Here is a 22235-nt window from a genome sequence, read left to right as displayed (position 1 = left end):
AACCGCTGACTTCATGGGGCGCCCTTCGGCTTGGGTCCCGATCATGACTCGGTGCGCTTTTATTGCTCGATACCACGTGATATTGGTCAATATCGGCCAAGAAGGTCTCCATTCGATGCCGAACTTGCTGCGTACGGAGCACAAGGCGCGTACGTGGGGTCAGAATTCGGAGGCGGCGTCCAATAGCCACGCGGCCAGATAGCGTGCGAACGACGCTCTGACAAGGACCAGAAAGCCATCACTTTCAGCGATCAGGATGATCTGCGCACGCGCCAGCAGCGTCTGCGCGCACCGCCCAACCGGGAAAACCTCCGGATGCAGATCAAGCCCGCACCCATGCGCCAGCAACTCCCGCGCCCGCCCCCCACTCACCCTGATCGCGGTCCGCTGCGCCGACACATCCACCCCCCGCACCTCCGAGGGCCCAACCACCAGCCACTCATCCGGCCCGAGCCAGACCGTGACCGTCTCGCCATCCGTCACGGCGGCATTGGCCGGCGTGAGCGGTTCACCACTCCTGACATTGACCTGCTTAAGGAAGGGCACCTCCCGCACGCTCACCCCATCGAACTCGGCGAAGAACCCATTCAAAGGGCTCCTGCGCTCGGGTGCTGGGGGATGAGGGGGAGTGGTTGCGGGTTCGGTCTGCGTGGCGGCGCTGCGCGCGGGAGTGGCTCCGGGTTCGGCCTGCATGGCAGGGCTCGGCTCTGGCGCTGGAGGATGCGTTTCTGGGGCTTGAAATCCGGACAGACTGCCGCTGCCACTCTTGGCGCCGGTGCGGCGAGAACCGTTACCTGCGTAAACGGCGCCGGATAACGGCGAGGAACTCGGCGAATCACTCGTTCTGTCGGACGCTACTGGTGGGGAGCCGCCCACGTCCGTTCCAGCGTCGTGGCGGGTTTCCTCGTCAGGGTTGCCGTCGCGGCGGGTGCCTTCGGGGTCGTACAGGACGGGGGTGGTCACGTCGGCTTTGGTGCCGCTGAGCGTGGTGAGAGTTGGGTGGGAGCCGGTTACGAGGGCTAGGGCGAAGGTGCGGTTGAGGGTGGCGCTGGTGTAGCTGGAGGTGACGTGGCCGACCATTTTGTTGTCGGCGAGGAGGGCCGCGCCTTCGGGGAGGTGGGTGGTGGGGTTTTGGGGGAGGAGGGCGACGAGGTGGCGGCGGTCGGGGCGGGAGGTGTCCTGGCGGGTGAAGGAGCGTTTGCCGAGGAAGTCGAGCTTCTTTTTGGAGATGATCCAGGTCATGCCGAGGTCCTGGGGGGTGGTGGTCCCGTCGGTGTCCTGGCCGATGATCGGGTAACCCTTCTCAGCGCGGAGGACGTGCATGGTTTCGGTGCCGTAGGGGGTGATATTTCGGGACATGAGGGCTTGCCAGAGGGCGAGGCCGTACCAGGCGGAGACGTTGATCTCGTAGGCGAGTTCGCCGGAGAAGCTGATGCGGCAGACGCGGGCGGGGATGCCGGCCACCTCGGTGTCGCGCCAGGTCATGAACGGGAAGCTCGTCTTGTCGACGGCGAGGGCGGGGGCCAGGTCGCGGAGGACCGCTCGTGAGCCGGGGCCGACGAGGGCCACGGTGGCCCATTGTTCGGTGATGGAGGTGCAGGTGACCCGCAGGTCGGGCCATTCTGTCTGCAGCCACTCCTCCATCCAGTCGAGTACGGCGGCCGCGTTGCCGGTCGTGGTGGTGATCAGGAAGTGGTCGTCGGCCAGGCGGATCGTGGTGCCGTCGTCGAAGACCATGCCGTCGGGGCGGCACATCATGCCGTATCTGATCGAACCGACGGCGAGCGAGCTGATCAGATTCGTGTACAGGCGATCGAGGAACTCGGCGGCGTCGGGGCCGATCACGTCGATCTTCCCGAGCGTGGAGGCGTCCATCGCGGCGACGTCTTCGCGGGCGGCGCGGCATTCGCGGAGTACCGCCGCCTCCATGTCCTCGCCGTTCTGGGGGTAGTACCAGGGGCGCTTCCATTGACCGACGTTCTCGAACAGGGCTCCGTGGTCGACGTGCCATTGGTGGAGCGCGGTGATCCGTACCGGATCGTGGAGATCGCCACGATCGCGCCCGGCGAGCGTCGCGAACGACACCGGCAGATATGGCGCCCGGAATGTCGTGTTACCCACCTCGCCCGGAGTGGCCCCGATCGCATGCGCGACCAGCGCCGCCGTCAGCGCTCCGGAGGTCTTCCCCTGGTCGTGTGCGGTCCCTGCGGTCGTGTACCGCTTCACATGCTCGACCGAGGTGAGCCCCGCGCCCGTGGCCCGCCATATGTCGGCAACGGTCACATCCCGCTGAAGGTCCACGAAATGCCGCGAGTAATCATCGGCCGGGACGAACCACAGGACCTCGCCGCCGTGATCGATGTTTCCCCGCGCGGCACCCACCACCTCCACAGCCTGCGGAGACTCATCCGGGACCAGCGCGCCCAGGGACTCCTCGTATCGCAGCGTCCCGCCCGACTGGCTGAACAGGTGAACAACAGGGTTCCAACCCCCAGAAACCAGCAAGAGATCGGCCGAAAGCTCCCGACTGCCGAAATCGACGCCCGAAGCCTCGCGAGGACTGACAAGCACGGAAGCGAGCTCATCGCCTCCCCGCGCCTCAGTCACGAAATATCCGGCAAGCACCTCAATACCGGCCGCCTGCGCCCGACTCACCCACTCCTCACCAGGAACACGCCGAGAATCCACGATCGCCGCGACCGCAACCCCCGCCCCCGCCAGCTCCAACGCGGCGCCATAAGCACTGTCATTGGTCGTGAACACCACCACCCGCCGCCCAGGCAACACCCCGAACCGGACGAGATACTCCCTAGCCGCCCCCGCCAGCATCACCCCCGGCAAATCATTCCCCGCGAACGCAATCGGCCGCTCCAGCGCCCCGGTAGCGAGAACCACCCGCTTAGCCCGAATCCGCCACACTCTCTCCCGAGCCACCCCCGGCGACGCGCCAAACCCAAGATGCCCAGTCCTACGCTCAACCGCCACCAGATAGTTGTCGTCGTAATACCCCACCACGGTCGTCCGCCCAAGCACCCGAGTCCCCGCCCCAACCAGCCCACCGACCTCCGGCGCTTCTACCAGCCCACTGACCTCCGTTGGTCCTGCCAGCGCACCGACTTCCGGCGGTTCTGCCAGCCCATTGACCTCCGTTGGTTCTGCCAGCGCACCGACTTCCGGCGGTTCTGCCAGCCCATTGACCTCCGTTGGTTCTGCCAGCGCACCGAGCTTCCGCGGTTCTGCTGGCACATTGAGGTTCGGTGATTCTGCTGGAGCGCTCAACGGAATGCCGCTGACGTTCTTGGCGCCGGTGCGGCGAGAACTGTCACCTGCGTAAACGGCGCCGGATAACGGTGAGTAACCTGGCGAACCGCTCATTCTGGTAGGTGCTCTCAGGCCTTCGGCTGTAACCGGCCCTGAGTCGGCGATGATCACCCGAGCTCCGGAACGTTCGGCCTCCAGCGCGGCCGCCACTCCCGCACGACCAGCCCCGACCACCAGCACATCGCAATGCGCGTAAACAGCGTCATACCGCGCCGGATCCGGCTGATCGGCGAGCCGTCCCCGCCCGGCTAGGCTGCGCGCCACCAATCCGTCATAAAGCTCGATCGTCGTCGCCGGAACCATGGGCTCAGGGAACGGCGCCTCAATCTGCACTACCGCATTGGGCTCCTCGACCCCGGCGGAGAAAATCCCGCGAGGTCGCCCCAGAATCGCACTCGTCCCGACCCGCCGAACACCATTGGCCAGCAGCGCGGACGCGAGCGTGTCTCCGGGATGTCCGCTGTACTCCTGGCCATCGAAAACGAACCGGAGCACCCGCGTCCGGTCGATGGCCCCCAGCTCAGGATGCCTGTTCACCCGATCACCGGCCGAGGCTCTCCAGGCAGATAAACAGCCTGAATCCGATTGGTCCGGGTATCCCGCACTACGTTGAACCACCGACGGCAGCCTGCCGAATGGCTCCACCGCTCCGCGAACGATCCTTCCGGATTCTCCCGGAAGAACAAATACCGTCCCCATTCCTCATCCGACAACGCGGCTGGATCCTCCGGATAAGCCACATGAGCCTGCCCGCCATAGTGAAATTCAACTTCATCGCGCTGCCCACACCAGGGGCAAGAGATAAGGAGCACGGGGGGCCTCCACAGGGTGGACGTACAGGGAAGGTCGGTGGGCGATGGGATGGGCCCATGGGGAAGGTCGGTGGGCGACGGGGTGGGCGTATGACGAAAGTCGGTGGGCGATGGGATGGGTCTATGGGGAAAGTCGGTAGGTGGCGGAATGGGCATGTGGGGAAAGTCAGTGGGCGACGGCGGCGGCGCCGTGTTCGTCTACCAGGGCGCCGGTGGTGAAGCGGTTGAGGGTGAAGGGGGCCGCGAGGGGGTGGGGGGTGTTGTGGGCGATGGTGTGGGCGTAGCACCAGCCGATGCCGGGGGTGGCTTTGAAGCCGCCGGTGCCCCAGCCGCAGTTGAGGTAGAGGTTTTCGACGGGGGTGAGGCCGATGATGGGGGAGGCGTCGGGGGAGACGTCCACGATGCCGCCCCAGGTTCGCAGGACGTGGGCGCGGGCGAAGATGGGAAAGAGCTCGAGGGCGGCGGCCATCTGGCGTTCGATGATGTGGAAGGCGCCGCGGCGGCGGTAGGAGTTGGCGGCGTCAATGCCCGCGCCCATGACCAGCTCGCCTTTGTGGGCTTGGCTCACATAAACGTGCACGGCGTTGGACATGACAACGGTGGGGTGAACAGGTTCGAGGAGCTCGGAAACGAGAGCTTGGAGCGGATGGGTTTGCAGGGGGAGGCCTATTCCAGCGGTTTTGGCGACAACCGAAGTGTGGCCCGCAGCGGATAGCGCGATTTTATTGGCGGTTATCCGGCCGCGGGTGGTCGTTACAGCGGTGGCGCGACCGTCGGTTACTTCGACTCCGGTTACTTCGCAGTGTTCGATCAGATCGACGCCCAGGTCGGAGGCGGCTTTCGCCAGCGCCCAGGCGACGTTGTCGTGCTTGGCGATACCGGCCCGCGGCTGGTAGGTCGCACCGAGCACGGGATAGCGAACCTCAGGGCTCACATCGACGATCGGGCAGATCTCTTTGACCTGCTCTGGATCGAGCCATTCGGCGTCCACCCCGTTGACGCGATTGGCCTCGACCCGCCGAACCCCATCACGGACATCCTGCAGGCTATGTGCCAGATTGAGCACACCACGCTGGCTGAACAGCAGCGGATACCCGAGATCCTCCTCCAGCCCCTCCCACAGCTTGAGCGCGTGCTCGTAGATCCCCGCGCTCTCATCCCACAGATAATTGGACCGAATAATCGTGGTGTTCCTGGCCATATTCCCCCCGGCCAGCCACCCTCGCTCCAGCACCGCCACATCCCCGATGCCATGATTTTTCGCCAAATAGTAGGCCGTGGCCAGCCCATGCCCACCCGCACCCACGATGACCACGTCGTAGGCCTTCCGCGGCTCCGCCGACCGCCACAAACGATCCGGATGCATCGTTCTCCCTCTAACCGCGCAGGCGTTCCATAGCCGGATCGAACAAAGGCTCCGCCGCGACGACCGCATCCACCAGCCGATCGAAGTAACCGATCCGCACACCCGTCCCCGGCACGGAAAGCTCAGCGGGAAGCCACGCATACGCGATACCCCGCCCGATCGTGTAGCCATAAGCCGCGCTGGTGACATACCCCACCGCACGCCCGTCGTGATAGACGGGCTCCTTCCCCATGACCACGTCGTCCAGCACCAGACACGTGAGCTTCCGCCGCACCGACTCCTTACGCTCCAGCACCGCGTCCCGCCCGATGAAGTCGCCTTTCCCCAGCTTGACCGCGAACCCCAGCCCCGCCTCGTACGGATCGTGCTCGAAGGTCATATCCACCCCGAACGACCGATATCCCTTCTCCAGCCGCAAGCTCGCGAACGCCCCCCGCCCCGCCGCGATCGCGCCCTCCCGCATCAGCGTGTCCCAGAGCTTGAGCCCCATATCAGCCGTGGTGTAGATCTCCCACCCCAACTCCCCGACATACGACAACCGCAGCATCGTCACCGGAACATGCCCGACATATCCCCGAGCCCCCCGGAAATACCGAAGCGCCGTCAGATCGACACCCGTCAGCGGCTGCACCAGCTCCCGCGCCCGAGGCCCCCACACCCCCAGACAGCACGTGCCCGCCGTGATATCCCGCACGAACACATCACCCGGACGATGCCGCTCGAACCAGTCCAGATCCAGCTCCCCGTTCGCACCGACCTGGTAGTGATCCACACCCAGCCGCGCCACAGTGACATCACTGCGAATCCCGCCATCCCCATCGAGCAGCAGGCAATACGTCACCGACCCGATGGATTTATCCACATCCCCGGTCGTCAGCCGCTGCAGGAACGCCGTCGCGCCAGGCCCGCTCACTTCCAGCCGTTTCAGCGCGGTCATGTCGTAGAGGGCCACACCCTCCCGGGTCGCCTTGGCCTCCGCGCCGACGATCGGCGACCAGTACCGGGCAGCCCAATCGTTCGGCACATACGAAGGAGCGGGTAACCCCTCGTTGACGCCGTACCAATGCGGACGTTCCCACCCGGACGCCTCCAGGAAGAACGCGCCGAGCTCGCGTTGCCGTACGTGGAATGGACTGGTGCGAAGCGGACGCGGGTCCTCCATCGGCTGGAGCGGATGGATGATGTCGTAGACCTCGACGTAGTTCTGGCAACCGCGGGCCAGGACGTACTCCGGGGCGAGCTGGTGCCGTTCGAAGCGGTTGACGTCGCATTCGTGCAGATCGATGTTGGAACGTCCGTTGACGAGCCATTCCGCCATCGCCCGCCCGACTCCCGCCGAGTGCGTCACCCACACCGCTTCGGCCACCCAGAATCCGCGTACGTCCCGCGATTCGCCCATCAGCGGCATGTTGTCGGTCGTGAAGGAGAAGAGCCCGTTGACGCCTTGCTCCACCTTCGCGTTACGGGTGGCGGGCAGCAGCGCCTGCGTCTCGGTCCAGGCGTCCGCGAAGTCGTCCGGCGTGAAGGCCATCAGCGAGGGCATCACCTCGGCCGCGTCCACAGAAAGGATGTCATCCGCGGAAACAGGCATCGGCCGATGCCCGTAGTATCCGACCCCAAGAGTCCCGTTCCGATCCCGGTAATAAAGATCGGCATCCTGATGCCGCAGGATCGGCAGGCTCGCCACCACATCCCCGGCCAGCTCCGGCAACCGCCCGGTCCACGCCAGCTGATGCGCCAGCGGCGTCAACGGCAGCTCCATCCCCACCATCCGCGCCACCCGGGGCCCCCAAATCCCCGCACAACACACCACGACATCCGCCGATATTTCCCCTTTATCGGTGACGACTCCGGTCACCCGGCCGTCCACGGCGACGACGTCGAGCACCTCATGCCGCGCCAGCACCCGCACCCCCCGCTCCTGGGCACGCGCCAGCTGCGCCGCCACAGCGGGCACGGCCAGCGCCAGCCCGTCACTCGCGAGGAACAACCCCCCAAGAACCCGCCCCGCATCCAGCAACGGATGCCGGACCACACACTCCTCCGGACTCAGCAGCTCAGCCTCGAGCCCCCACGACGTAGCCCACCCGTACCGCCGATGCAACTCCCGCAGCCGCTCCGGCGTGGTGGCCACCTCCAGCCCCCCGACCTGCAGGAAAGCCCCCAGCCCCACGAACTTCTCGACCGTGTAGCGGGCCATCTCCGCCATCGCCTTCGACCCGTTGGTCTGAAAGACCAGCCCCGGGGCATGCGACGACGACCCACCCGTAGCCGGCACATCCCCTTGATCGACCACGGTCACATCGGTCCACCCGCGCGCGGACAGCTCGTCGGCGAGCGCCGCGCCCACCACTCCCGCGCCGATGACGACAACGCTCGGGCCCGCCATAGCCACCTCCGCTGTTGCAATATGCGCAACTAACTGCGTTTGCCGCAACAAGCGTCCCGTGCTGCTCACGGGGTGTCAAGCAGCACGGGACGCCCGGAAACTCAGCTCGCCGGCAGCCAGGTCTTGATCTTGGCCTCGTTGTCGGCGGCCCACTTCGCGGCGGCCTCCGCCGGGGTCATCTTGTCCTCGGAGATGTACTTCGCCACCAGATTCTGGTCGTCGTTCGTCCAGCTGAAGTTCTTGATCAGCGTGTACGCCGGGCTCCCGGAATCCGCGAACTTCTTGCTGACGACCTTGTCCAGCTCGTACAGCGGATAGTCACACGCCACCTTCGCGGCATCCGCGTCACATCCCGCCGTATAGGCCGGAAGGTTGATCTTCACCAGTTTCAGCTCGGACAGGAACCACTGCGGTTCGTAGAAGTAGCCGATGATGGGCTTCTGCTCCTTCTCCGACTGCCGGAACGCGGTGATCAGCGCCGCCTCGCTCCCGGCGTAGACCACCTTGTAGTCGAGCTTGAGGTTCTTCACCAGCGCCTCGTCGTTGGTCACGAACGAGGGGTCGCCGTCCAGCAGCTGCCCCTTGTCGCCAGATTCGGAGGTCTTGAAGAGCTCCGCGTACTTGTTCAGGTTCTGCCAGTCGGTGATGTCCGGATATTTCGCGGCCATCCATGGCGCGACATACCAGCCGATCACACCCTTGTTCCCGGTCAGTCCGGCTTCGAGCGCGGTCTTCTGCTCCTGGATGTATTTCTGCTTCAGGTCGTCGTGACCCCAGTTCTCCACGACCGCGTCGACTTCGCCGGTCCCGAAGCCCTGCCAGGCGACCTCCTCCTTCAGATCCTTCTTGACGACGGTGCAGCCCAGGTTCTTCTCGGCCACATGCGCGATGACGGCCGCGTTCGCCTCGTACCCGACCCAGGGGTTGATCGCCAGGTTGAGGGTCCCGCAGGCCGCGGCCGATCCGGCGGCCCCGGTGCCGGGCGCGGCGCTGGGCGCCTCGCCGACCTTGGCCCCGCCGCATCCGGCCAGCACCAGCACGGCTCCGGCCACCACGCCTATTCGTCGAATTGCCATCAGTCCTCCTTGATCACCCCGAGTCGGTTCGTTCTGGCCTGGGCCGCTCGCGTGACACGGTCCAAGACGATCCCCAGCACGACGATGGCCAGCCCCGCCGCCAGGCCCTTGCCGCGCAGTTGGTGCTGGGAGAACCCGGCGACCACGTCGTAGCCGAGCGCGCCCGCGCCGACCAGCCCGCCGACCACCACCATCGACAGCACGTAGATCAGCCCCTGGTTGGCGGCCAGCGCGACCGCGCCGCGGGCCATCGGGAGTTGCACCTTGGTGATGAGCTGCCAGGAGCTCGATCCGGCCGAGCGGGCCGCCTCGACCGTGGCCGGGGGCACGCCCCTGATGCCTTCGGCGACCAGCTTGATCGCGACGGGGGCGGCGAAGACGACGGCTGCGATGATCGCGGTGAACCGGGTCGGCCCGAACAGGCCGAGGATCGGGACGAGATACACGAAGGCGGGCATGGTCTGCCCGGCGTCCAGGACCGGCCGCAGCACCGCGTCGGCGCGGTCGCTCCTGCCGATCCACACGCCGGTGGCCACGCCGAGCGCCATCACCAGGATCGTGGCGACCAGCGTGGCGGCCAGGGTGACCATGCTGTCCTGCCAGAGCCCGAGCCCGATCAGCGCCGCCAGACCGGCCGCCGCGATGATCGCCGCCCGGGTTCCGCCCACGAGCGCGGCCATGCCCACCGCGACCGCGAACACCAGCCACCAGGGCGAACCGGCCAGCAGCGACTCGAACGGGTTGAGCAGGCCGTAGGTGATCACGTTCTTGAGCGCGTCGGTGAATCCGGACAGGCTGTCCTGAACCCAGACACTGGCCGCGTCCGCCGCCCTGCGGACATAGGACCCGATGTTCGCTCCGGCCGGGAATTCCGCCGCCCACACATAGGTATAGGACAGGTAGCCCAGCACGGCCGCGATCCCCAGCGCGACCGCCACCTCCACCCGCCGGAAAAATGCCGATCTCAGGCGTCCGGTACGGCGCTGCGTCTCCACCCGATGGCTCGCCGCCGTGGTGGCCCGATCGAGCACCACCGCCATGATCACAATCGCCAGACCGGCGTTGAAGGCCGCGCCGATATCCAGCGTCTGGAGCGCTTTCAGCACGGTCTTGCCCAGCCCCGGCGCGTCGATCAAGGCCGCGATCGTGGCCATCGACAGCGCTGCCATGATCGTCTGGTTGACGCCCACGACGATGGTGCGCCTGGCCAGCGGGAGCCGTACATGCCGGAGCGACTGCGCCGACGTGGCGCCTAGGGACGAACTGGCCTCCAGCGTGACCGGGGACACCTCGCGGACGGCGTGCGCGGTGATCCGGATGGCCGGGGGAATGGCGTAGATCATCGTGGCGATGGTCGCGCTGGCCGGGCCGATCAGGAAGAACAGCGTCAACGGCGCCAGATACACGAACGTCGGCATCGTCTGCATGAAATCCAGCACCGGCGTGACGAACCGGTTGAAACGCCCGCTCAACCCCGCCCACACGCCCAGCGGAATCCCCACCGCCAGCGAGTACGCCACCGCGGTCAGCGTCAGCGCGAGCGTGTCCATGCTCTCCGCCCAGAGCCCCAGCAGCCCGAACGACACGAACCCGGCCACGGTCAGCAACGCCACCCGGATATTTCCGAATATGTACGTCACGGCGGCCGCGAGCGCCACCACGCCCAGCCAGCCCAGCACCGGCACCGGCCGCCCGAACGACGGCTGGCTGATCAGCGCCTGCACGAATTTAACTGACTCATCCAGGATGAGCCGGATGTAGTTGACGAAGTACAAGAAGAACGGATTGCTGTTGCGGTTGTCGTCGACCGTGTCCCACGCCTCGTTGACGCCCTCGTGCAGCGGCGTCAGCTCGGCCCCGCCCAGCGCCAGCGTGTCCCGGCCGGCCAGCAGCGCGTGCCCGAGCACCCACGCCGCCACGATCGCCCCAGCCAGGTAACGGCGGGCGGGCAACCGCGCGGGCACGCTGAGCGTGATCATCTTGCGATCATTTCGAGGATCTCGGCGCTGGTGACGACGCCGAGCAGCTCACCCTCGCGGACCACCCGCACCGGGCGATCGGCGGACAGCACCGTGTGGACCGCGTCGCGGATCACCAGATCGGGCGCCAGTTCGGGCCCGTCCAGCGGCTCCTCCGGCAGCGCCTCCCGCATGATCCACCGCAGGGTCAGCACATGCGAGCGGGGCACATCGCTCACGAAATCCCGCACGTAGTCGTCGGCGGGCGCGCCCACCACCTCGTCCGGAGTGCCCATCTGCACCAGCGCGCCATCCCGCATGATCAGAATACGATCGCCCAGTTTGAGCGCCTCGCTGAGATCGTGCGTGATGAACACCATCGTCTTGCCCACCTCGTGGTGCAGCCGGATGATCTCGTTCTGCATCTCGCGCCGGATCAGCGGATCCAGCGCCGAGAACGGCTCGTCGAACAGCAGCAGATCGGGATCCACGGCGAGCGCCCGCGCCAGCCCCACCCGCTGCTGCATGCCCCCCGAGAGCTGATCAGGATAGGAGTTCTCGAACCCGGTCAACCCCACCAGTTCCAGCACCTCGCGGGCCCGTTTGTAGCGTTCTGGCCGCGCGCTGCCGCGGATCTCCAGCCCGTACGCGACGTTGTCCAGCACGCACCGATGCGGCAGCAGCCCGAAATGCTGGAACACCATCGCCAGCCGATGCCGCCGCAGCTCCCGCAGCCGCCTCTCGTCGGCCTGCCTGATGTCCGCCCCATCGAAGAGGATCTCGCCCGCGGTCGGCTCGACCAGCCGCGTCAGGCATCTGACCAGCGTCGACTTGCCCGACCCCGACAATCCCATCACGACGAAGACCTCGCCGGGCCGTACCGTGAAAGAGACATCCCGGACGGCGGCCACGCAGCCCGTCCGCTCTTTCAACTCCTGCCGCGACAGCGTGCTGCCGACGGCGCGCTCCGGCTTGGGCCCGAAAACCTTCCACAGGCCGCGTACGTCGAGGACGGGCTGATCTTTCATGGGCACCTAGGGTTTGCGGTAGAAGGGGGTGTGCTGCGGGGGTAACGGGGTGTTGCCGAGAATGAGATCGGCCGCCTTCTCGGCCAGCATCATGACCGGGGCATAGATGTTGCCGTTCGTGACGTACGGCATCGCGCTCGCATCCACCACACGAATCCCATCCAGACCGTGCACCCGCATCGTGTCCGGGTCAAGCACCGACATGTCATCCAGACCCATGCGATTCGTGCATGACGGGTGCAGCGCGGTCTCCCCGTCCCTGGCCACCCAGTCGAGAATCTCCTCCTCGCTCTGAACGCCCGGCCCTGGGGAGATCTCTCCGGTGCTGTACGCCTTGAGCGCCGGTTGCTCGAGAATCGACCGGGCGACCCGTACGGCTTCCACCCATTCGCGGCGATCCTGCGCGGTCGACAGGTAGTTGAACCGCAACGCGGGATGTTTCCCAGGATCGCTGGAAGTGATTTTCACCGACCCGCGCGCGTCGGAGTACATGGGCCCGACATGCACCTGATACCCGTGCCCACCCGCCGGAGCGGAACCGTCATACCGCACGGCGAGCGGAAGGAAGTGGAACATCAGGTTGGGATAGGGCACGTCCTCGTTACTGCGGACGAACCCGCCCGCCTCAAAATGATTGGTCGCACCAGGTCCGCTCCGGAGGAACAGCCACTGCGCGCCGATCCACGGCCGATGCCGATATTTCAGGTATGGCTGCATCGACACGGGCTGTCCGCACCCGTGCTGGATGTACACCTCCAGGTGGTCCTGCAGGTTCTCGCCCACACCGGGCAGATGATGAACGGGCGTCACGCCCACGGCGCGCAGTTCCTCCGCGTTCCCCACCCCGGAGAGCTGCAGCAACTGCGGCGAGTTGATCGCGCCGCCGGACAGGATGATCTCCTTGCCGTGGACCCGCTGGCCATCGCACTCCACGCCGACCGCGCGGGTCCCCTCGAACAGCACCTTCGTGACGAACGCCCGCGTCCTGACCGTCAGGTTCTTCCGCTTCCGCGCCGGATCCACATACGCCCGCCGCGCCGACCACCGGCGACCCTTCCGGATGTTCCGGTCAAACGACGCGAACCCCTCCTGCCGGAACCCGTTCACGTCGTCGGTCAGCGGATACCCGGCCTCCTGCACCGCCTCGAAGAACGCCGGGAACAACGGACTCGACGCGGCCCCGCGCTCCAGCACCAGCGGCCCTTCATGCCCCCGGAACTCGGTCCCCGGATCCCCCAGGCAGTTCTCCATCTTCCGGAAATATGGCAAACAATGCGCGTAATCCCAGCTCGACATCCCCGGATCGGCGCCCCACCGCTCGTAGTCGAGCGGGTTCCCACGCTGGAAGATCATCCCATTGATGCTGCTCGACCCGCCGAGCACCTTCCCGCGCGCGTGGTAGATCCGCCGATCCCGCATGTACGGCTCCGGCTCCGACTCGTACTTCCAGTCGTAGAACCGGCTCCCGATCGGGAACGTCAGCGCGGCGGGCATGTGGATGAACACGTCCCACGGGTAGTCCGGCCGCCCGGCCTCCAGCACGAGCACGCGCGTCCCCGGATCGGCCGACAGCCGATTCGCCAGCGCGCACCCAGCCGAGCCGCCGCCAACGATGATGAAGTCATATGTCATGACCCCTCCGCTTTTGGCCGAATCGTAGCGTCATACGCACCACGTTTCACTACTAGCAACAGAGATTTAATCGTTCGTGCCGGGCGGCTACAGTTGCGCCATGGGCAACGAGAGCGGGGGCGTCCAGTCCGTGGACCGCGCCATCTCCGTGATGGAGATCCTGGCCCGCAAGGGCGAAGCGGGCGTCAGCGAGATCGCCGCCGAAATCGAGGTCCACAAGTCCACCGCCTTCCGCCTGCTCGGCGCCCTCGAAGCCCGCGGCCTGGTAGAACAGGCCGAGGATCGCGGCAAGTACCGCCTCGGCTTCGGCCTCATCCGCCTCGCCGCCGGCGTCGACACCCAGCTCGACATCACCCAGCGTGCCCGCCCCACCTGCCAGCGCCTGGCCGAAGAACTCGGCGAAACCGTCAACATCGCCGTCCTCCGCTCGCTCTACGCCGTCAACCTCGACCAGGTCCGCGGCCCCTCCGCCGTCACCGCCCACAACTGGGTCGGCCAGCTCACCCCCCTCCACGCCACCTCCAGCGGCAAGATCCTCCTCGCCCACGCCGCCCCCACCCTCCTCGACCAAATCACCCTGGAACGCTTCACCTCCCGCACCATCACCTCACTCCCCGACCTCGAAAAAGAACTCACCACCGCCCGCACCCGCGGCTACGCCATCACCCTCGAAGAACTGGAAGAGGGCCTCAACGCCATCGCCGCCCCCATCCGCTCCTTCCACGGCGAGGTGGTAGCCGCCATCAGCGTCTCCGGCCCCGCCTACCGCCTAACCGAACAACGCGTCCACGACTCAGCCCCCACCCTCCTCACCGCCGCCGCCGAAATAAGCACCCGCCTCGGCAACCCCCGCGACCGCCCCTCCGGCCCGTCGAACTCGTCAACTCTCTAGTCCGAACCGCCCGGTCAGCCCAGCGAGGCTGAGCACGATCACCCGTTCGGCATGTTCCTGGTTCATGTCGCGGTGGCGGCGCTGACCGGCTGGTGGCTGTATCGGGGTGAGCGCGCGGTCTGGCTGATGTTGCGCCTGTGGGCGCGGGCGTCTCTTTCCGCGCTGCGCTGGGTCTTCGCGGTGTTCCACCCGCCGATCTCGCCAGTACGACGGCCGGTTCCGACGGCCGAGCCCGAAGTCTTCGCCGACCGTGAGATCGCGACCGCGGTCAGCCGTCGTGCCCCTCCCGCGGCGGTTCTCGCCAGCTGAACCCGGTCGACCCTTTGGTGACCAGGCGCTCCCTGCTGGATGGCGCTTGGGCCGAGAATTCTCCGTTCCGCCTTGTCGCGGCACGTGACCAGTCGCCGGTTCCGCCGGCAATTCCTCTCCTCACCGGCTGACCTTCAGGCAGCACCGGTTCTTTCCGGGCGGATCCCTCCGTCCGGCTGTCGTCGTACGCCATTTCGCGACCCGGAGCACGCCCATGCCCCCAAGCGCCTTACGCCTGTCCCAGGTGATCTGCAGGTACGGAAAGCAGCTCGCGGTGGACCGCGTCGACCTCGAACTCGCCCCCGGCGAGCACCTGGCCGTCACCGGCACCAACGGCTCGGGCAAGAGCACCCTGCTGCGTGCCGTCCTGGGACTTCACCGCGCGGCGGGCGGGGTGATCGAGGTTGCCGGTCGGCACGCGCGCAGCTCCGCCGAGTGGGCGCGGCGGCGCTCCGAGGTGGCCCCGTGGCGGGTTCAAGGGCGCCCGGTACGCGTGTCATGATTGCCGCATCATGTCCGCGACCATGCCCTTCCGCCTTGCCCGCGCCGCGGTCTTCGCCGTCGTCTGCGTGGGTCTGAGCGCGCCGGCGCATGTCTTCGGCGGAGGTTCGGTACCGGTGCCGGGCCTGATCTGCGGGTTCGGGCTGGCGTTCGCCGCCGCGCTCCCGCTGTCGGGGCGGGAACGGTCGTTCGGCGTGATCCTGGGGCTGCTCGCCGGGCTGCAGGCCGGGCTGCATCTGCTGTTCTCGCTGGCGCACACGATGTCGGCGGCCGAACCGTTCGGGCATGTTCACTCCGGGCTGGTGCCCGGGCTCGGGATGCTCGTGCTGCACGGCTGGGCGGTCGGCCTGATCGCGATGTGGCTGGCCCGCGGCGAAGCCGCCCTGTGGGGACTGCTCCGCCGCCTGGTCGTACGGCTCTGCCTGATCCTCGCCGTCCATCCCGATCCGGCCTGGACGTATCGGGTCAGGCCCTGGCGCGCCGAGCCGGCGATCACGCGGTCGGCGCCGCTCCGGCATGCGCTGAGCAGGCGTGGCCCGCCGGAGGTTGTCAGCGCCGCCTGATCCAGGTGGCGCCACTCATTTCATCGACCCCCGAGGTCGATCTCCTGTGACAACCTCCCAGCTCGTCATGAAAGGCATGACCATGTCTGTTCGCCGTATGGCATCCCTGTGCCTTATCGCGATCACGCTCAGCGGCTGCGGCTCGGAACCGACCGCCGCGGCCCCCGCCGCCGCCAGCCCGGCCGCCGTGATCACCCCGGCGCCCGCACCCACCCTGTCGATCGTCGACCCCTGGGTGAAGACCACCAAGGAGGGCATGACCGCCGCGTTCGGCACCCTCGTCAACGACACCGACGCCGACGTGGTTGTCGTCTCCGGCGCCTCACCCCTGTCCCCGAAGATCGAACTGCACGAGGTCGTCGACAATGACGGCAAAATGATCATGCGGCCCAAGGAGGGCGGGTTCACCATTCCCGCCCGCAGCAGCCATCAGCTCCAGCCCGGCGGCGATCACATCATGCTCATGGGCGTCACCGAAGAAGTGAAGCCGGGCGCCCAGATCGAGTTCACGCTCACGCTCAAGGACGGCGGGACGGTCACGTTCACGGCAGTCGGCAAGGACTTCGCCGGAGGCAAGGAGGATTATCAGCCCGGCATGGACATGGGCGAGAGCTGATGACCCCGCCTCTCACCCGGCGAGGCCTGCTCGCGGGAGGCGCCGCCACCGTGGTCGGCGCCCTCGCGGCGCGCCCCACCGCACAAGCGCCTCCCGCCCCGGTCGCCGAGCCGTTCGACGGCGTGCACCAGGCGGGAATCGCGACGCCTCCGCAGGCGCACGCCGTCTTCGCCGGGTTCGACCTGCGGGCCGGGACCGGCCGGGAGGCGATCGGCCGGTTGCTGCGCCTGCTCACCGACGACGCCCGCCGGCTGACCGCCGGCAGGCCCGCGCTGGCCGACACCGAACCCGAACTGGCCACGGTGCCGGCCCGGCTGACCGTCACCTTCGGATTCGGCCCCGGCCTGTTCGCGGCCGCCGATCTGGAGTCGCTAGTACGGCCCCTGCCGCCGTTCAAGACCGATCAGCTGCGGAAGCAGTGGAGCGGAGCCGACCTCCTGGTCCAGATCGGCTCCGACGACACCCTCACCCTGGCCCACGCGCTGCGAATGATCGTCAAGGACGCGCGGGCGTTCGCCCGGGTGCGCTGGACCCAGCGCGGCTTCCGGCGCACCGCGCCCTCCGGCGAGACCCAGCGCAACCTGATGGGCCAGCTCGACGGGACCGTCAACCCCACCGACCTGGACCGGGCGGTGTGGATCTCCGACGGGCCGCAATGGCTGCGCGGCGGGACCACGCTGGTGCTCCGGCGGATCCGGATGAAACTCGAGGAGTGGGACGCCACCGATAGGGTCGGGCGGGAGTTCACCATCGGCCGCCGTCTGGACAACGGCGCTCCACTCACCGGCCGGAACGAACGCGACGAACCGGACTTCGACCAGGTCACCCGGGTCGGGTTTCCGGTGATCTCGGAGTTCGCGCATATCCGGCGGGCGCATGTGGAGGATCCTGGGCTGCGGATCCTGCGCCGGCCGTACAACTATGACGAAGGGCTCAGCCCGGACGGGCGCTCCGATTCCGGGCTGCTGTTCGCGTCCTATCAGGCGGACATCGAGCGCCAGTTCATCCCCATCCAGCGCCGATTGGCGGAGGGCGACCTGCTGAACGAGTGGGTCACCCCGATCGGGTCGGCGGTCTTCGCCATCCCGCCCGGCTGCTCGCCGACCGGCTGGATCGGCGAGCGCCTGCTCGCCTGACCTGATTTGCGGCTGACGCGCCGCCACCACCCTCCTGCCGCGCGGGCGGGTGGTGGCGCCGCGCCGGTCAGCCGCTCCATGGGCGAAGGCGGGGCAGCCAGCCGGGTACGGCCGTCCGATATTCGTCATACGCGGTGCCGAATGTGCGGCGCAGGGCTGGTTCCTCGTGGATGCGGACGAAGAGAAAGAACGCAAGGAACACGGTGGCGGCGTACCAGAAGAGCCCGAATTGGCCGAGGAGTAGCGCCTGGCCGATGATGGCCGAGAGGACGCCTACATACATCGGGTTGCGTACATACCGGTAGAGTCCGCCGATCACGAGGTGCTCGGGAGGTGCGACGGGTGCCGGGGTTCCAGCTCCCTCGGCGACGAAGCGGACGAAAGCGTGGATCAACACGGCGACACCCGCCAGGACGAGCACCGCGCCGACGACGCGGAGCGGGATCACCGCCCAAGACAGGTTGTCGGGCAGATCCGACACCTGCCACCGCGTGATCAACCACGGCCCCAGACCCGCCACACTCCCTGGCGCCACGGCGAAGAAGATCGCACTGCCTATGGCCGCAGGTGTCCTGCGCATGGCATCACACCCCAAAATCAAACTCATCAGAGGGTGAAATATCTTGCTTGGAGCGTACATCAAGATGATGTTCACGGGCATGGCTGACCGCGACTACTTCCAGGCTCGCGGCGGCGACGCGGTACAAGAACGCCGCACCGCGCCGGCCCTGGCCGCCGGCACCGAAGCAGCCCCGCCGGCTTGGCCGGCCGAATGGCGGCTACGCTTCACCGATTGAAGGGGGTTCGCCATGGTGTGGGACATTCTCATCGGCGTCTTGATCGCCGTCGCGGCCACCTGGATCGTGCTGATCATCGGCCTGGCCGTGGTCCGGCCGAAGGGCTCACTCCTGACCGAAGCGCTGCGCATCCTCCCCGACCTGCTCCGGCTCCTGCGCCGCCTGGCCGCCGACCGTACCTTGCCCCGCGGCGTACGGATCCGGCTCGGCCTGCTACTGGCCTACCTGGCGTTCCCGATCGACCTGATCCCCGACTTCATCCCGATCCTCGGCTACGCCGACGACGCGATCGTCGTCACCTTCGTCCTGCGCGGCGTGGTCCGCCGCGCCAGCCTGGAGGCCGTACGCCGGCACTGGCCCGGCAGCGACGACGGTTTCATCACCCTGTGCCGCCTCACCGGACTGACCGGCGATCACTAAGCGGCCCGTACTAGGGGGTCTTCTGGAGGAGGACCGGTGTGTCGACGAGCGGTGTTTTCTCCTGCGTGTGCGCCAATCTCCGGTCTGGTAGCCGCAGGCCTGGATGAGCGACGCTGCCCCCTGCTCGCCCCAGATGAGAACGCCCGGATGAGAGGTCAGCAGGCGCTGCAGGAGCGTGCTCCCACAACGCTGACCGGCGGCAAGGATGAGCAGCGGCGTGTGTGGTGTGGTCATCTTCTATCTGTACATGCCGCGGGCGCGTGGCAACGTCCTTCACAGGCGACCCGCCCCGCTGGCAGGCGGGGCCAGCGCCGTGTTCGCGCCCGCCTGGCCGGAATACCTTGCCGGGGAGCGATGAGTTCGCGGGAGGGCCGGGATCTGTCTGGGTGAGAGGGGCCGCACCGGCGGTCCTGGAGCTGGAGGATTCAATGAACCCCGACCCGATCATCGGTCTGCTGGAACGCGACTTCGACACCACCACGGCGCTGCTGGCGTCAGTCCAGGCCGACGGCTGCTGGGCCAAGGCCAGCCCCTGTGCCGGCTGGACGGTTCGCCAGGTGGGCAACCATCTGGTCGGCGGGCTCGCCCTGGTGGCGCGGATCGCGAGCGGAGGCTCGGCCACGCCCGAGGAGGCGGACCCCCAGCGGGCGGCCGACATCGACCATCTGGGCGCCGAACCCGCGAAGGCGTTCGCGGCGGTGGCCGAGCGCTGCCTGGCGGCCTTCTCCGCGCCCGGCGCGCTGGAGCGCGCGTTCCCGTTCCAGCCCGATCCCGTCCCCGGGGTGGTGCTGGTCAACGTCTGCCTGCTCGAGTCGCTCGTGCACGGCTGGGACATCGCGTACGGCACCGGGACGTCCTTCAAGCCCGAGGACGCGGTGGTCGACGCGGTGGCCGCCTTCAGCTACCAGACCATCAGCGCGGAACGCCGTACAAACGGCCAGTTCGGACCCGCGCTGCCCACCGGACCGGCGGACCCGCCTTTCACCGCCTTGCTGGCCCACCTGGGACGACGCGCCTGACCCTCCTCGATCAGGGCCGGATCCCACGGGTCCGGCCCTGAGCCGTCAGGCGCGACCTCGACCCCTGGCGTGAACCACGGGCAGGTCGAAGAACCGCAGCAGCGTCGGGTCGGGGAATCCCGTGATCGAATCGATCCCGTCCGCCGCGAACGTGAAGACCACCAGCCCATACGCCGGACAGGGACCGAAATCCTCACCAGGCAGGTAAGCCGCCAGCGCCAGGTGACCGTTCGCCTGGGTGACCGTCACCGCCCCATCGGCCGGAATGGCGGCGAAGAACCCCGCGACCTGCTCCCGGCCCCGGATCACGGCATCCTCCGGCGGCATCCTCAAGACCGCGTCCTCATGCAGCAGAGTCGTCAGCGCCGCGATGTCACAACGTTGCCACGCCTGAACGAACCGCCCGAGCACCTGCTCGTCCCGCCGATCCAGGGACCGCGGCGTCCCATTGGTCGTCCCGAGCGTGCCGCGGGCCCGTTGCAGGGAGCTGTTGACGGCGGGCACACTACATCCCAGCAGGTCGGCCACCTCAGCCGCACTCCAGCCCAGCACCTCCCGCAGGACCAGCGTGGCCCGCTGCGTGGCGGGAAGCCGTTGCAACGCCACGATGAACGCCAGCGCCACGCTCTCCCGCGTCTCGGCGACCATCGCCGGGTCGCCCCCGGTCACCTCATCGAGCAGCCGATCCGGATAGGGCTCCAGAAACCCGACCTCGCCCGCGACGACCGGCAGCCGCCCCTTGCGCTCGATGGCCTTCAGGCAGGTCGTCGTCGTGATCCGGATCAGCCAGTGCCGCAGCGGCGCACGCCCTTCGAAGGAATCCAGCGCCCGCCAGGCCCGCAGCAACACCTCCTGCAGCACCTCTTCGGCGTCGTGATAGGAGCCCAGCATGCGATAACAGTGCACATGCAGCCCGCGCAGGTGCGGCGCCACCAGGTTCCGGAACGCCTCACCATCACCACGCCGCGCGTCGGCGAGCAACGCCGCCTCAGCCTGCTCGGCCGCCACAACCCCATCCACGCCCTCACCATAGCCAAGCCCTCCGACAGAACGACGCTCGCCGTAGAAAGCCCGCGGGCTCGGCGCAGGGCGACGGCCCTCGCCCCTTTGCTCGTCGATTGGCTCACCGCCATGGCCCCCTACGCGTACGGGATCGCCGACGGCCACGGCGACGAGGACACCACGGGGGTGATTGACCTGCTCACCACAGAAATCACAGGCCGAGCTTCTCGATGACCCAGTCGTGGAAGGCGCCGATGTGGTGTTCGCTGGGGACCAGGACGCCGCCTTTGGCGTACAGGCGGGACGACATCCGGGGCTGGCAGCGCTCGCAGGCCTCGAAATCCTGTTCGTTGACACGGTGGAAGAGCTCGACGGACTTGTCGAGGTTCTTGCCACCGGTGACGACGTCGGCGGTGTAGAGCCAGTCGCATTCCACGATGGTGCGGCCGGCGGCCAGCGGATACATGCGGTGCAGGATGATGTGGTCGGGCACGAGGTTGATGAAGACCTGCGGCTTGATGGTGATCGCGAAGTAACGGCGGTCCTGGTCTTCGGCGAGGGACGGAATCCGGTCGAGGCCGGGGGAGCCGTCCACGGTGAACCCCTCGATATTCTCGCCGAAAAGCGCGCCATGGCCGACGTAATACTGCGCCGCGTAACCGTCCGCGAATTCGGGGAGCACCTCGACGAGTTCGGGGTGGATGGTCGCGCAGTGATAGCACTCCATGAAGTTCTCGACGATCAGCTTCCAGTTGGCCTTCACGTCGTAGACGATTCTGCGGCCGAGTTCCAGCGCGTCGGGGGAGTAGTTGTCGATCAACTCCAGGGCGCCGAGCCGCTCGGTGACCGCGCCGAGCACGGTGTCGTCGAACGGCGGCGGCTCGTCCGCCAGGCAGACCCAGACGTACCCGAGCCATTCCCGCACATGCACCTTCGCCAGGCCATACTCGACCCGATCCAAGTCGGGCATGGCGGACATGTTCGGCGCCGCGATCAGCTTGCCGTCAAGATCGTAACTCCAGGCGTGGTACGCACACGAGAACGCCCTTTTAACCTCCCCGTACTCTTCAACACACAACGTCGCCCCACGATGGCGGCACACGTTGTAAAAAGCCCGAACCCCACCCCGGCTCCGCGTGATCAGAATGCTCTCGTTCCCCACCTGCACAGTCCGGAACGCCCCAGGCACCCCCACATCGGAGGATCGCGCGGCACAGAACCACATCGCCTCGAAGATCCCCCGCTGCTCCGCCGCGAAGATGTCCGGATCGGTGTAGTAGCGGCCGGGAAGTGTGGGAATCACGCTGCTCACCGCTACACCCCTGTTTCGCGAAACGGAACATCATGCGCTATGCGCAACAGCGTGAAGCCGCCCGAAACGGATGTCAAGGGGCATAA

General features: G+C 67.3%; 21 protein-coding genes. 10 read left to right on the top strand and 11 right to left on the bottom strand.

All coding sequences use genetic code 11. From position 1 onward, the window contains the following. Positions 1 to 159 precede the first annotated feature (159 nt). From ABGB08_RS08215 to betA, 8 genes are all read right to left on the bottom strand, one after another. On the bottom strand, positions 160 to 3816 hold the full coding sequence (locus ABGB08_RS08215; RefSeq protein ID WP_347588093.1) for a 2Fe-2S iron-sulfur cluster-binding protein: 3657 nt from the start codon (positions 3814 to 3816) through the stop codon (positions 160 to 162). Positions 3817 to 3854: 38 nt separating this feature from the next. Continuing rightward, entirely contained in the window at positions 3855 to 4133 is a 279-nt protein-coding gene (locus tag ABGB08_RS08210; RefSeq protein WP_155352348.1) for a sarcosine oxidase subunit delta, read from the bottom strand. 166 nt (positions 4134 to 4299) lie between these two features. Next, positions 4300 to 5499 carry a sarcosine oxidase subunit beta family protein gene (locus ABGB08_RS08205; RefSeq protein WP_347587950.1) on the bottom strand — a complete coding sequence of 400 codons (1200 nt, stop codon included), beginning with the start codon at positions 5497 to 5499 and terminating at the stop codon, positions 4300 to 4302. A gap of 10 nt (positions 5500 to 5509) precedes the next feature. After that, on the bottom strand, positions 5510 to 7888 hold the full coding sequence (locus tag ABGB08_RS08200) for an FAD-dependent oxidoreductase (RefSeq protein WP_347587948.1): 2379 nt from the start codon (positions 7886 to 7888) through the stop codon (positions 5510 to 5512). Between the two features lie 101 nt (positions 7889 to 7989). After that, on the bottom strand, positions 7990 to 8964 hold the full coding sequence (locus ABGB08_RS08195; RefSeq protein ID WP_155348616.1) for an ABC transporter substrate-binding protein: 975 nt from the start codon (positions 8962 to 8964) through the stop codon (positions 7990 to 7992). Continuing rightward, a complete protein-coding gene (locus ABGB08_RS08190) occupies positions 8964 to 10943 on the bottom strand; it encodes an ABC transporter permease subunit (RefSeq protein ID WP_347587945.1) in 1980 nt (659 codons plus the stop codon). Before ABGB08_RS08190 ends, ABGB08_RS08195 begins: the two co-directional genes overlap by 1 nt. Further along, positions 10940 to 11950: a glycine betaine/L-proline ABC transporter ATP-binding protein gene (locus ABGB08_RS08185; protein ID WP_347587943.1), complete on the bottom strand. Its 1011-nt coding sequence runs from the start codon at positions 11948 to 11950 to the stop codon at positions 10940 to 10942. The genes ABGB08_RS08190 and ABGB08_RS08185 overlap by 4 nt, the downstream gene beginning before the upstream one ends. 6 nt (positions 11951 to 11956) lie before the next feature. Further along, positions 11957 to 13582: a choline dehydrogenase gene (betA, locus tag ABGB08_RS08180; RefSeq protein ID WP_347587941.1), complete on the bottom strand. Its 1626-nt coding sequence runs from the start codon at positions 13580 to 13582 to the stop codon at positions 11957 to 11959. A gap of 100 nt (positions 13583 to 13682) precedes the next feature. Here betA and ABGB08_RS08175 point away from each other — a divergent pair, with 100 nt between their 5' ends. From ABGB08_RS08175 to ABGB08_RS08150, 6 genes are all read left to right on the top strand, one after another. Beyond that, a complete protein-coding gene (locus ABGB08_RS08175; RefSeq protein WP_347587939.1) occupies positions 13683 to 14474 on the top strand; it encodes an IclR family transcriptional regulator in 792 nt (263 codons plus the stop codon). Positions 14475 to 14525: 51 nt separating this feature from the next. After that, on the top strand, positions 14526 to 14783 hold the full coding sequence (locus ABGB08_RS08170) for a hypothetical protein (RefSeq protein ID WP_347587937.1): 258 nt from the start codon (positions 14526 to 14528) through the stop codon (positions 14781 to 14783). Positions 14784 to 14997: 214 nt separating this feature from the next. Continuing rightward, positions 14998 to 15285, top strand: coding sequence for an ATP-binding cassette domain-containing protein (locus tag ABGB08_RS08165; protein WP_347587935.1), 288 nt, complete (start codon positions 14998 to 15000; stop codon positions 15283 to 15285). A 10-nt stretch (positions 15286 to 15295) separates the two neighbouring features. Beyond that, on the top strand, positions 15296 to 15847 hold the full coding sequence (locus ABGB08_RS08160) for an MFS transporter (protein WP_347587933.1): 552 nt from the start codon (positions 15296 to 15298) through the stop codon (positions 15845 to 15847). Between the two features lie 76 nt (positions 15848 to 15923). Further along, the gene (locus ABGB08_RS08155; protein ID WP_347587931.1) at positions 15924 to 16463 is read left to right on the top strand and encodes a copper chaperone PCu(A)C; all 540 of its coding nucleotides are present in this window, start codon (positions 15924 to 15926) and stop codon (positions 16461 to 16463) included. After that, positions 16463 to 17599, top strand: coding sequence for a Dyp-type peroxidase (locus tag ABGB08_RS08150; RefSeq protein ID WP_347587929.1), 1137 nt, complete (start codon positions 16463 to 16465; stop codon positions 17597 to 17599). Before ABGB08_RS08155 ends, ABGB08_RS08150 begins: the two co-directional genes overlap by 1 nt. A 67-nt stretch (positions 17600 to 17666) precedes the next feature. Here ABGB08_RS08150 and ABGB08_RS08145 read toward each other — a convergent pair whose 3' ends face one another. Then, positions 17667 to 18179, bottom strand: a complete 513-nt coding sequence (locus tag ABGB08_RS08145) for an isoprenylcysteine carboxylmethyltransferase family protein (RefSeq protein WP_347587927.1) — start codon at positions 18177 to 18179, stop codon at positions 17667 to 17669. A 43-nt stretch (positions 18180 to 18222) separates the two neighbouring features. On the opposite strand from ABGB08_RS08145, the gene ABGB08_RS08140 reads away from it, so the two are divergent. The 3 genes from ABGB08_RS08140 to ABGB08_RS08130 all read left to right on the top strand — a co-directional run bounded on the left by ABGB08_RS08140 (position 18223) and on the right by ABGB08_RS08130 (position 19835). Further along, on the top strand, positions 18223 to 18396 hold the full coding sequence (locus ABGB08_RS08140) for a hypothetical protein (protein WP_347587925.1): 174 nt from the start codon (positions 18223 to 18225) through the stop codon (positions 18394 to 18396). 12 nt (positions 18397 to 18408) lie between these two features. Further along, positions 18409 to 18816 carry a DUF1232 domain-containing protein gene (locus ABGB08_RS08135; RefSeq protein ID WP_347587923.1) on the top strand — a complete coding sequence of 136 codons (408 nt, stop codon included), beginning with the start codon at positions 18409 to 18411 and terminating at the stop codon, positions 18814 to 18816. A gap of 386 nt (positions 18817 to 19202) precedes the next feature. Then, positions 19203 to 19835, top strand: a complete 633-nt coding sequence (locus ABGB08_RS08130; protein ID WP_347587921.1) for a TIGR03086 family metal-binding protein — start codon at positions 19203 to 19205, stop codon at positions 19833 to 19835. A gap of 45 nt (positions 19836 to 19880) precedes the next feature. Here the strand turns inward: ABGB08_RS08130 and ABGB08_RS08125 are convergent, their stop codons facing one another. Further along, positions 19881 to 20843 carry an RNA polymerase subunit sigma-70 gene (locus ABGB08_RS08125; protein WP_347588090.1) on the bottom strand — a complete coding sequence of 321 codons (963 nt, stop codon included), beginning with the start codon at positions 20841 to 20843 and terminating at the stop codon, positions 19881 to 19883. Here ABGB08_RS08125 and ABGB08_RS08120 point away from each other — a divergent pair. Beyond that, positions 20742 to 21071: a hypothetical protein gene (locus ABGB08_RS08120; protein WP_347588103.1), complete on the top strand. Its 330-nt coding sequence runs from the start codon at positions 20742 to 20744 to the stop codon at positions 21069 to 21071. The two genes, ABGB08_RS08125 and ABGB08_RS08120, sit on opposite strands and share 102 nt — an antisense overlap. Here the strand turns inward: ABGB08_RS08120 and ABGB08_RS08115 are convergent. Then, positions 21049 to 22149: an aromatic ring-hydroxylating dioxygenase subunit alpha gene (locus ABGB08_RS08115; protein ID WP_347587919.1), complete on the bottom strand. Its 1101-nt coding sequence runs from the start codon at positions 22147 to 22149 to the stop codon at positions 21049 to 21051. The genes ABGB08_RS08120 and ABGB08_RS08115 overlap by 23 nt on opposite strands. Positions 22150 to 22235 lie beyond the last annotated feature (86 nt).

Origin of the sequence: Acrocarpospora sp. B8E8, from assembly GCF_039871605.1 — a bacterium.
Lineage (GTDB): Bacteria > Actinomycetota > Actinomycetes > Streptosporangiales > Streptosporangiaceae > Acrocarpospora > Acrocarpospora macrocephala.
Note: the sequence above shows the minus strand (reverse complement) of the source record. Positions and strands in the feature narration are given on the sequence as shown.

Coding starts and splice junctions, on each gene's coding strand:
- ABGB08_RS08185 (WP_347587943.1), bottom strand. CDS start 11,950: ATGAAAGATCAGCCCGTCCTCGACGTACGCGGCCTGTGGAAGGTTTTC.
- ABGB08_RS08120 (WP_347588103.1), top strand. CDS start 20,742: ATGCAGCCCGCGCAGGTGCGGCGCCACCAGGTTCCGGAACGCCTCACC.
- ABGB08_RS08205 (WP_347587950.1), bottom strand. CDS start 5,499: ATGCATCCGGATCGTTTGTGGCGGTCGGCGGAGCCGCGGAAGGCCTAC.
- ABGB08_RS08145 (WP_347587927.1), bottom strand. CDS start 18,179: ATGCGCAGGACACCTGCGGCCATAGGCAGTGCGATCTTCTTCGCCGTG.
- ABGB08_RS08135 (WP_347587923.1), top strand. CDS start 18,409: ATGGTGTGGGACATTCTCATCGGCGTCTTGATCGCCGTCGCGGCCACC.
- ABGB08_RS08175 (WP_347587939.1), top strand. CDS start 13,683: ATGGGCAACGAGAGCGGGGGCGTCCAGTCCGTGGACCGCGCCATCTCC.
- ABGB08_RS08150 (WP_347587929.1), top strand. CDS start 16,463: ATGACCCCGCCTCTCACCCGGCGAGGCCTGCTCGCGGGAGGCGCCGCC.
- ABGB08_RS08190 (WP_347587945.1), bottom strand. CDS start 10,943: ATGATCACGCTCAGCGTGCCCGCGCGGTTGCCCGCCCGCCGTTACCTG.
- ABGB08_RS08195 (WP_155348616.1), bottom strand. CDS start 8,964: ATGGCAATTCGACGAATAGGCGTGGTGGCCGGAGCCGTGCTGGTGCTG.
- ABGB08_RS08200 (WP_347587948.1), bottom strand. CDS start 7,888: ATGGCGGGCCCGAGCGTTGTCGTCATCGGCGCGGGAGTGGTGGGCGCG.
- ABGB08_RS08160 (WP_347587933.1), top strand. CDS start 15,296: ATGTCCGCGACCATGCCCTTCCGCCTTGCCCGCGCCGCGGTCTTCGCC.
- betA (WP_347587941.1), bottom strand. CDS start 13,582: ATGACATATGACTTCATCATCGTTGGCGGCGGCTCGGCTGGGTGCGCG.
- ABGB08_RS08170 (WP_347587937.1), top strand. CDS start 14,526: ATGTTCCTGGTTCATGTCGCGGTGGCGGCGCTGACCGGCTGGTGGCTG.
- ABGB08_RS08165 (WP_347587935.1), top strand. CDS start 14,998: ATGCCCCCAAGCGCCTTACGCCTGTCCCAGGTGATCTGCAGGTACGGA.
- ABGB08_RS08155 (WP_347587931.1), top strand. CDS start 15,924: ATGACCATGTCTGTTCGCCGTATGGCATCCCTGTGCCTTATCGCGATC.